This window comes from Kribbella sp. NPDC050281, from assembly GCF_040655855.1.
GTDB lineage: Bacteria > Actinomycetota > Actinomycetes > Propionibacteriales > Kribbellaceae > Kribbella.
The window spans coordinates 21,923-30,179 of the sequence record NZ_JBFAKS010000028.1 but is presented as its reverse complement, the minus strand read 5'-3'; the positions used below and the strand labels follow the sequence as shown (position 1 = coordinate 30,179).

The window sequence follows — 8,257 nt, the reverse complement described above, 5'->3', positions numbered from 1 at the left end:
CACCCACGCGCCGCCTCCGCCCCATGGGTTCACCCACGCGCCGCCTCCGCCCCATGGGTTCACCCACGCGCCGCCTCCGCCCCATGGGTTCACCCAGGAGATGGTGGGTTGGCTAGTCGCGTGCGGTACGCCAACCCACCCTCTGATGGGTCAACCCATCAGATGCGGGCGGGGGCGGGCTCGGCGCGAGGTGGGGTGGGACGGCGCGAGGTGGCGCGGGGGTGGGGCGGGGGCGGCGCGGGGCGGCGCGGGGCCGGGTGGGACGGGGGCGGCGCGGGGCGGGGTGGGGCGGGGGCGGCGCGGGGCTGGGTGGGACGGGGGCGGCGCGGGGCCGGGTGGGACGGGGCGGCGCGGGGGCGGGTGGGGACGGGGCGGCGCGGGGGCGGGTGGGGACGGGGTGGGGTGGTGGGTCAGTCGTCGTCTTCGGCGGAGCGGGCCTGTTCGATCCGCTGCGACATCCTCGAGGCCCGGCGTTCGATCTGGCCGGCCAGCCGCTCGCGGGCGGCGCGCAGTACGAAGATGGACAGGATCGAGGACAGGATCAGTGCCAGCAGCAACAACGGGAAGACACCCAGCCGGGCGCTCAGCGCGAACCACAGAACGGCGAAGCAGACCGCGAACAACCCGGCCCGCAAGCCGGTGTAGATGGCGAACTCCTTCATCTCACACCCCGGCGTAGGAGTGCATACCGGAGACCAGCAGGTTCACCCCGACGAAGTTGAAGATGAACACGAACCACCCGACGATCGCGATCGTCGCGGCGTTCCGGCCCCGCCAGCCGGCGGTCGCCCGCGCGTGCAGGTAGGCGGCGTACACCACCCAGGTGACCAGCGACCAGACCTCCTTGGGGTCCCAGCCCCAGTACCGGCCCCAGGCGTACTCCGCCCAGATCGGCCCGGCCACCAGGACGCCGAAGGTCCACAGCGGGAAGGCGAACGCGAGCACCTTGTACGCCGTACCGTCCATCGCCTCGGCACTCGGGAGCCGCCGCAGCGACGCCGACATCGTGCCGCCGGCCAGCACCCGGCGCTCCGCACGGGCCTTGACCAGGTACAGCACCGACACCAGGCCGCCGATGGTGAACGCGCCACCGGAGATGGCGGCCGCGGACACGTGGATGACCAGCCAGTACGAGTGCAGCGCCGGCACGAGCGGACCGGCCGGGGTGTAGAGCGCGAGCGTCGCGAGTCCGAGTACGGCGGCGACCACGAGCGTCACGCCAAGCCCCAGCCACTGCAGCTTGTAGCGCTGCACGAAGATCAGGTACACGGCCGCGACAGCCAGCGACGCCGTGATCGAGAACTCGTACATGTTGCCCCACGGCACCCGCCCCGCGGCGAGACCACGGGTCACCACACCCGCGAGGTGCAGCACGAACGCCAGGTAGGTCAGCGTCAGCCCGATCCGGCTCGCCGCCTCCATCCGCTCCGCCCCAGGAACGGCGGGCTCGGCCACCTCGGCCGAAGCAGTACCGCCCGAAGCAGGGCCGGTCGAAGCAGTACCGCCCGAAGCAGTGCCGGCGGTGACCCCTTCGCCACCGGACGCGACCAGAACGTCCTGCTTCACCTCGGCGTCCTTGACCACGACAGCGCGGCCGAGCGCCCATTCGAGCGCGTGCGACATCATCGCCAGCGCGTAGATCACCGTGGCGGTCGGGACGACCAGGTTGGAGACGTGCGCGAAAGTCTCCGCACTCATGGCTGCTCCTGGGTGCTCGATCGGTCTGGTTCTGGTTTCAGGCTGTCGGTGATGGCCCGGATCTCGTCGCCGAGCCCCCGCTCGGGTCCGCGGTCCAGACCCGCGACCTCGACAACGGTACGCCCGTCTTCGGTGCGGACGCGCACCCAGGTACGCCGCGGGTGCACGAACAGCGAGCCCATCAGGCCGAGGATGGCCAGCAGGATGCCCCCCAGCGCCAGATTCGTGCCCGGGGTGTGGCTGACCTGCAGCTTCACCCAGCGGCTGTAGCCGTCGAAGGTGATCGACCCGGCCTTGTCCGGCAGCGTCGTGGTCTGCCCGGGCGCGAGCTGGAAGCGCAGCTTGTCGCCGTCCTTCTCGAACTGGGTCAGCTTCGACTTGTCCAGCTGGTACACCGACTCCGGCTTCCCGGTCTCGGGCTGCGGGCGTCCGTAGTACCCGGTCATCACCAGCGCCGGGTTCAGGTCGTCGGGGAAGACCGAGACCGGGCCGCGCTGGTCGATCACCGCGGTCGGCAGGAAGAAACCCTCGAAGCCGAGCTGCATCGGCCGCGCATCCGGCGCCTTGATCACGCCGAACGACGAGAAGTTGCTGTCCTGCGGCAGGAACGGCGCGGGCCCGGAGAAAGCGACCTGCCCGTTGCCGTCCCGCACCGTGACCCGCGGCGCGTAGCCGTGGCCGAGCAGGTAGATGCTGCTGCCGTCGAGCTTGAGCGGGTGGTTGACCTCGAGCTGGTACGACTTCTCCGGCGCGTCCGGCGTCTCCTGATAGCTCAGCTGCGCCTTGAACTCGCGGGCCGCGCCCTTCTGCGGACCGTCCTGCTGGAACTTCACCTCGAAGTCCTTGACCGTCAGCGAGAACGGCGGCAGGTTGTCGCCGTCGAACACCCGGCCCGGCGCGAAGTCGTCGTACTGCGCCAGCGAGTTCGCGAACCCGTTGCCCACGACAACCAGAACGGTGCCGCGGTAGCCGAACAGCGAACCCCAGGCGACGCCGATCAGCGCCAGGATCAGGGAGAAGTGGAAGAGCAGGTTGCCGGCCTCGCGCAGGTAGCCGCGCTCCGCGCCGACCGCGCCGTCGTACGCCTGGACGCGGAACCGGCGGCGGCGCAGCTCACGGGTGGCGGTCGCCAGGAAGTCGCCCTCGGACTCGATGGTGAAGCGCTGGTAGCCGGGCAGCCGGTTCAGGTTGCGCGGCGGCTTCGGCGGGCGGGCCCGGACCGCCCTCAGGTACACGCCGAGCCGGGGCACCACACACCCGATCAGCGAGATGAACAGCAGCAGGTAGATCGCCGAGAACCAGGGCGACTTGTAGACGTCGAACAGCCCGAACTTGTCGTAGAACGGGCCGAGCTTCGGATGCGCGGTGAGGAAGTCCGACACCTTGATCGGGTCGATCGGGGTCTGCGGGATGAGCGATCCCGGCACCGCACCCAAAGCGAGGAGGAACAGCAGCACCAGCGCGGTCTTCATCGAGGTGAGCTGGCGCCACATCCAGCGCAGCCAGCCGACCAGGCCGAGCGCGGGCGGTTCGTTCCCGGAGCCGCCGGTCGGTGCGGTGATGTGGTCCTTGACGTCGGTCACGTCACACCGCCGACCCGAAGTTGGCGACCCACTGCCTCAGGTCCGCGGTCATCGAATCCCACACTCCCGTCAGCAGCAGCAGTCCCACCGCGATCATCAGTACGCCGCCGATCCGGATCACCAGCACCTGGTGCCGCCGGACCCACGCGACGGCGCCCAGCATCCGCCGGAACGCCAGTGCCGCCACGATGAACGGAATGCCCAGCCCGAGGCTGAACACCAACGCCAGCGTCGCACCCCGCCCGGTGCTGCCCTCGGTCGCGGCCAGCGTCATCACGGTCCCGAGCGTCGGACCGATACACGGCGTCCAGCCGAATCCGAACAGTACGCCGAGCAGCGGCGCGGCCGCGATCCCGACCGCGGGCACCCGATGCACCCGCACGTCCTTCTGCAGGAACCCGAATCCACCCAGGAAGACCAGCCCCAGTACGACGGTCAGCCCGCCGAGCACCCGGGTGATCGCGGTCTGGTGCTCGATCAGCAGGTCGCCGGCGGTGCCGAACAGTACGCCGGTCAGGATGAAGACCGCCGAGAATCCCGCCACGAACAAGGCGGTCCCGGCCAGCATCCGGCCGCGCTGCTTCGAGCCGAGCTCGGCCGCGGACAGCCCGGTGACGTAGGACAGGTAGCCGGGCAGCAGCGGAACGACGCAGGGGGAGAAGAACGAGATCGCGCCGGCCAGCACCGCGATCGGCAGTGCCACCAGCATCGAACCCGTCATCGACTGCGCGAACCACTCACCCATCAGGTCAACCGGCGTCCTTGACCATGCCGACCAGCGTCTGCTTGGTCACGTCGCCGATCACTCGCGCCGCGACCTTGCCGGTCTTGTCGATCACCAGCGTGCTCGGGATCGACGCCGCCGAGATCTGGCCGCGGAAGCGCAGCAGCGACTTGCCGTTCGGGTCGTACACGCTCGGGTACTGCACGCCGAACTCCTGGACGAACTTCTTGGCCGGCGCCGGGTCGAGATCGCGCGTGTTCAGGCCGATGAACTCCACCGACGGGCCGAGTTCCTTGTTCGCCGCGACCAGGTCCGGCGCCTCCTTGCGGCAGGGCGGGCACCACGAGCCCCAGACGTTCAGCACGACCACCTTGCCCAGGTGGTCCGACAGCGTCCAGGTCTTGCCGTCGAGCGTCGTACCGGTGAAGACCGGCGCCGGCTTGCGGTCGGCCGGGGCGAAGACGGACACGTTGTGCGTCCCGCTCACGAATCCGGCCTGACCCTGCCGGTTCTCCGCGGCCTGCTGCCCGGACGAGCACGCGGTCAGCGTCAGCACCAACCCGGCCACCACGGCGGCCGCACGCTTCATCACGCGCCCCCGACGAACTTCTTCGGGTTCTTCACCGGCAGCATGTCTTTGGCCGGCTCGGCGTAGCCGACGGAGACGATCGACTCGCCGTGGAAGGTGAACGAGGTCAGGCTGGCCAGGCTGCACTGCCGCTTGCGCGGGTCGTGCGGCAGCCGGCGGCCCTCGATCGCGGACCGGACGATCCAGATCGGCAACTGGTGCGACACGATCAGAGCCTCGTGTCCGGCGGCCTTCTGCCGGGCGGTCTCGATCGCGTCACGCATCCGCCGGACGATCTGCTGGTACGGCTCGCCCCAGGACGGCTTCAGCGGATTACGCAGCAGCCACCAGGCGCCCGGATTCTTCAGGGCTCCGTCGCCGACACCGAACTTCTTGCCCTCGAACAGGTTCGCGGCCTCGATCACCCGCTCGTCGATGTCCGGGGTCAGCCCGAACACCTTGGCGATCGGCTCCATCGTCTCCTGGGCCCGCTCCAACGGCGAGCTGACCAGGTGGACGATGTCGCGGCCCTTCACGGACTCGGCGACCCGCTCGGCCATCGCCCGGCCCAGTTCGGACAGGTGGAAGTCGGGGATCCGGCCGTAGAGCACACCGGTCGGGTTGTGCACCTCGCCGTGACGCATCAGGTGCACGACCGTCGTTTCGGTCACCGCTGCCGTTCCCTTCAGTTCGGTACTGCGGCCGCCGCGGCTGCCGCAAGGGCCAGGGCGGACTCGAGTTCGGCCAGCGCGTCGTCGTCGATGGCGGCGCTGACGAACCAGGCCTCGAAGGCGCTCGGCGGCAGGTAGACGCCGGCGTCCAGCATGGCATGGAAGAACGCCGCGAACCGGGGCAGCACCTGGACGCTCGCACCGGCGAAGTCCCGGATCTCGGCAGGTCCCTCCTCCGACTCCACGAAGAAGACGCTGAAGAGGTTCCCGGCCGCCGAGATGACGTGCGGCACACCTTCCTTGTCCAGCGCGGTCGAGACCAGCCGCTGGATGGTGGCCGACGTCTCGTCGAGCTTGGTGTAGACCTCGTCGGTGGCCAGTCGCAGCGTGGTCAGGCCGGCGGTGGTGGCGATCGGGTTCCCGGACAGGGTGCCGGCCTGGTAGACCGAGCCCTCCGGCGCCAGGTGGGCCATGACGTCGGCCCGTCCGCCGAACGCCGCGGCCGGGAAGCCGCCGCCCATCACCTTGCCGAAGGTCATCAGATCGGGCCGTACGCCGTCGACGCCGTACCAACCGGAGCGGGTGATCCGGAAGCCGGTCATCACCTCGTCGGAGATGAACAGTGCGCCGTTGTCCTTGCAGGTCTTGGCCAGGAAGGCGTTGAAGTTGTCCCGGGGCGGTACGACGCCCATGTTGCCGGGTGACGCCTCGGTGATGACGGCCGCGATCTGGTCGCCGTACTCGGCGAAGGCGGCGGAGACTGCGGCCTGGTCGTTGTACGGCAGCACGATGGTGTCGGCCGTGGTCGCCTCGGTGACGCCCGGCGTACCGGGGATGCCCAGCGTCAGAACGCCGGATCCCGCCTGCGCGAGCAGCGCATCGACGTGCCCGTGGTAGCAGCCGGCGAACTTCACGATCTTCGCCCGGCCGGTGTACCCGCGGGCCAGCCGGAGCGCGGACATCGTCGCCTCGGTGCCGGACGACACCAGCCGGACCTTGTCCACCGGGGTCCGCGCGACGATCTCCTCGCCGAGCAGTACTTCGGTCTCGGTCGGCGTCCCGTACGACGTCCCGCGGGCGACGGCGGCCTGGACCGCGGCGGTCACCTCCGGATGGGCGTGGCCGAGCAGCATCGGCCCCCAGGAGCAGACCAGATCGAGGTAGCGGTTGCCGTCGACATCGGTGATGTGACATCGATCACCCGATGCCATGAAGCGCGGTACGCCACCAACGGCGCGGAACGCTCGTACGGGAGAGTTGACCCCGCCCGGCGTGACTGCGGACGCCCTGTCGAAGAGCGTGGCGGACTGTTCTGTGTGGTCGGGCACGGTCGCCATTCTTCCCGACCGGCCAGGCGGGCCGATGGGCGGGCAGCCCGGTTCGTTCCCATCGGGGGGTTCACAGGAGCGTTGTTACGCGCCAGTATGGGTACCCGGTAACCGGGCGTAGATGGTCTGAGTTCGGTGCGTAACCCACGCACGGACTGGACGTTAGACCCAGTACGACGGCAACCGACAGCGACGACATGATTTGTCCGCAGCGTGGGGCTGGACAGGTCGATGAGTCACGGAGGGATCATCGATGGCGAAGGGCAAGCGCCGCGCCACGGGTAGCGGGTGGCGTCAGGTGGCGCCGCTCATCCCGTTGGCGTTGTTCGCGAGCGCATTCACCGTCAGTGCCACGGATGATCCGGCGATCGCCACGGCGTCGCTGGAGCAGGGTCTGTCCGGCAAGAGTCCGGTCGTCGTACCGAAGCAGCCGATCGCCGAGCCGGCCAACGTGCCGGTGCCGGGTGTGGTCGGCCACGGTGTCGACCCCGGCGAGCAGCCGACCCAGGTCGTGTCCGGCCTGTCCCGCAACGGGATCCCGAATGCCGCGTTGAAGGCCTACTCCCGGGCCCAGCAGGTGATGGCGCAGGTCGATCCGGCCTGCAACCTGCCGTGGACGCTGGTGGCCGCGATCGGCCGCGTCGAGTCGAACCACGGCCGCTTCGGCGGCAACGCGCTGAACACCCAGGGCGTCGCGGTGCCGGGCATCTTCGGCCCCCGGCTGGACGGCATGCGCACGGCCAAGATCAACGACACGGACGCCGGCGCGTTCGACGGTGACGGCGCGTTCGACCGCGCGGTCGGGCCGATGCAGTTCATCCCGGGCACCTGGCGGTCGATGGGTGTGGACGGCGACGGCGACGGCGTGCGGAACCCGCAGGACATCGACGACGCGGCCATGTCCACCGCGGTGTACCTGTGCTCGGGTAAGACCGACCTGTCCAAGGCGAGCGACCTGAACTCCGCGATCCTGCGCTACAACCACTCCCAGCAGTACGCCGATCTCGTGATCAGCATCGCCAAGGCGTACGCCGGTGGCAGTTGGATCGCGGTCGGCAACGGGACCGAGAGCGACAGCCAGGGCATCGACACCGCCGGCGACCAGGTCGGCGACCCGACTATCGACGCCCCGGCCGACAACAACCTGCCGCAGGCGAACGACCTGCCCACCTACCCGGGCGCTGCGAAGCCGACGACAGGGCCGGTCCAGGGAGGCGACGGCAAGCCGGGCACACAGCCGACCAAGACCCCGCCGGGCAGCAAGCCGACGACGCCGGGCGACCAGCCGTCGACGGACGACCCGACCTCGCCGACGCCGAAGCCACCGACGTCGAGCAAGCCGCCGGCGCCGGGTGTCGCAACCCTGCAGACGGCAGCCGGCCTGATCGTCGGCACGGTCGGCAGCACCGTGACCGAGTTGACCAGGGCCACGCAGTACTGCCAGGCGGAGATGAAGAAGGTGACCATCACCTCGCCGACGCAGGACCAGTTGCAGAAGTGCGTGACGGCCTACCAGACCGGCGGCACCGCGGCCGTCGACCAGGTGATCCGCAACCTGCTGTCCGTGCTCGGACTGCTGGGCGTTCTCGGTGGAGGCATCCTCGGGAGCTGATCCACACAGACCGGCGCGCCTGCCCCACCCCTCCCTTGGCGCGCCTCTGGCGACGCCACGGAGCAACTCCCCC

General features: G+C 69.9%; 8 protein-coding genes. 1 reads left to right on the top strand and 7 read right to left on the bottom strand.

Features of this window, described 5'->3' with window-relative positions:
- Positions 1-410 precede the first annotated feature (410 nt).
- The 7 genes from AB0I34_RS27435 to hemL are packed head-to-tail and all read right to left on the bottom strand — an operon-like array spanning position 411 to position 6,581.
- The gene (locus AB0I34_RS27435; protein WP_360450283.1) at positions 411-662 is read right to left on the bottom strand and encodes a DUF4229 domain-containing protein; all 252 of its coding nucleotides are present in this window, start codon (positions 660-662) and stop codon (positions 411-413) included.
- Position 663: 1 nt separating this feature from the next.
- A complete protein-coding gene (ccsB, locus tag AB0I34_RS27430) occupies positions 664-1,698 on the bottom strand; it encodes a c-type cytochrome biogenesis protein CcsB (protein ID WP_360450281.1) in 1,035 nt (344 codons plus the stop codon).
- Positions 1,695-3,281, bottom strand: coding sequence for a cytochrome c biogenesis protein ResB (locus tag AB0I34_RS27425; protein ID WP_360450279.1), 1,587 nt, complete (start codon positions 3,279-3,281; stop codon positions 1,695-1,697). Before AB0I34_RS27425 ends, ccsB begins: the two co-directional genes overlap by 4 nt.
- A gap of 1 nt (position 3,282) precedes the next feature.
- Positions 3,283-4,026, bottom strand: a complete 744-nt coding sequence (locus AB0I34_RS27420) for a cytochrome c biogenesis protein CcdA (RefSeq protein WP_360450276.1) — start codon at positions 4,024-4,026, stop codon at positions 3,283-3,285.
- Between the two features lie 4 nt (positions 4,027-4,030).
- The gene (locus AB0I34_RS27415; RefSeq protein WP_360450274.1) at positions 4,031-4,594 is read right to left on the bottom strand and encodes a TlpA disulfide reductase family protein; all 564 of its coding nucleotides are present in this window, start codon (positions 4,592-4,594) and stop codon (positions 4,031-4,033) included.
- Positions 4,594-5,217: a histidine phosphatase family protein gene (locus AB0I34_RS27410; protein ID WP_360450543.1), complete on the bottom strand. Its 624-nt coding sequence runs from the start codon at positions 5,215-5,217 to the stop codon at positions 4,594-4,596. Before AB0I34_RS27410 ends, AB0I34_RS27415 begins: the two co-directional genes overlap by 1 nt.
- A gap of 41 nt (positions 5,218-5,258) precedes the next feature.
- On the bottom strand, positions 5,259-6,581 hold the full coding sequence (gene hemL / locus AB0I34_RS27405) for a glutamate-1-semialdehyde 2,1-aminomutase (protein WP_360450271.1): 1,323 nt from the start codon (positions 6,579-6,581) through the stop codon (positions 5,259-5,261).
- Positions 6,582-6,825: 244 nt separating this feature from the next.
- Between hemL and AB0I34_RS27400 the strand changes: the two genes are divergently transcribed.
- Positions 6,826-8,184: a lytic murein transglycosylase gene (locus tag AB0I34_RS27400; RefSeq protein ID WP_360450268.1), complete on the top strand. Its 1,359-nt coding sequence runs from the start codon at positions 6,826-6,828 to the stop codon at positions 8,182-8,184.
- The last annotated feature ends 73 nt before the right edge of the window (positions 8,185-8,257 follow it).

Bases quoted from the DNA above. Each gene is read 5' to 3' on its own strand.
- AB0I34_RS27435 (WP_360450283.1), bottom strand. From the start codon at position 662: ATGAAGGAGTTCGCCATCTACACCGGCTTGCGGGCCGGGTTGTTCGCG.
- ccsB (WP_360450281.1), bottom strand. From the start codon at position 1,698: ATGAGTGCGGAGACTTTCGCGCACGTCTCCAACCTGGTCGTCCCGACC.
- AB0I34_RS27420 (WP_360450276.1), bottom strand. From the start codon at position 4,026: ATGGGTGAGTGGTTCGCGCAGTCGATGACGGGTTCGATGCTGGTGGCA.
- AB0I34_RS27415 (WP_360450274.1), bottom strand. From the start codon at position 4,594: ATGAAGCGTGCGGCCGCCGTGGTGGCCGGGTTGGTGCTGACGCTGACC.
- AB0I34_RS27410 (WP_360450543.1), bottom strand. From the start codon at position 5,217: ATGCGTCACGGCGAGGTGCACAACCCGACCGGTGTGCTCTACGGCCGG.
- hemL (WP_360450271.1), bottom strand. From the start codon at position 6,581: ATGGCGACCGTGCCCGACCACACAGAACAGTCCGCCACGCTCTTCGAC.
- AB0I34_RS27400 (WP_360450268.1), top strand. From the start codon at position 6,826: ATGGCGAAGGGCAAGCGCCGCGCCACGGGTAGCGGGTGGCGTCAGGTG.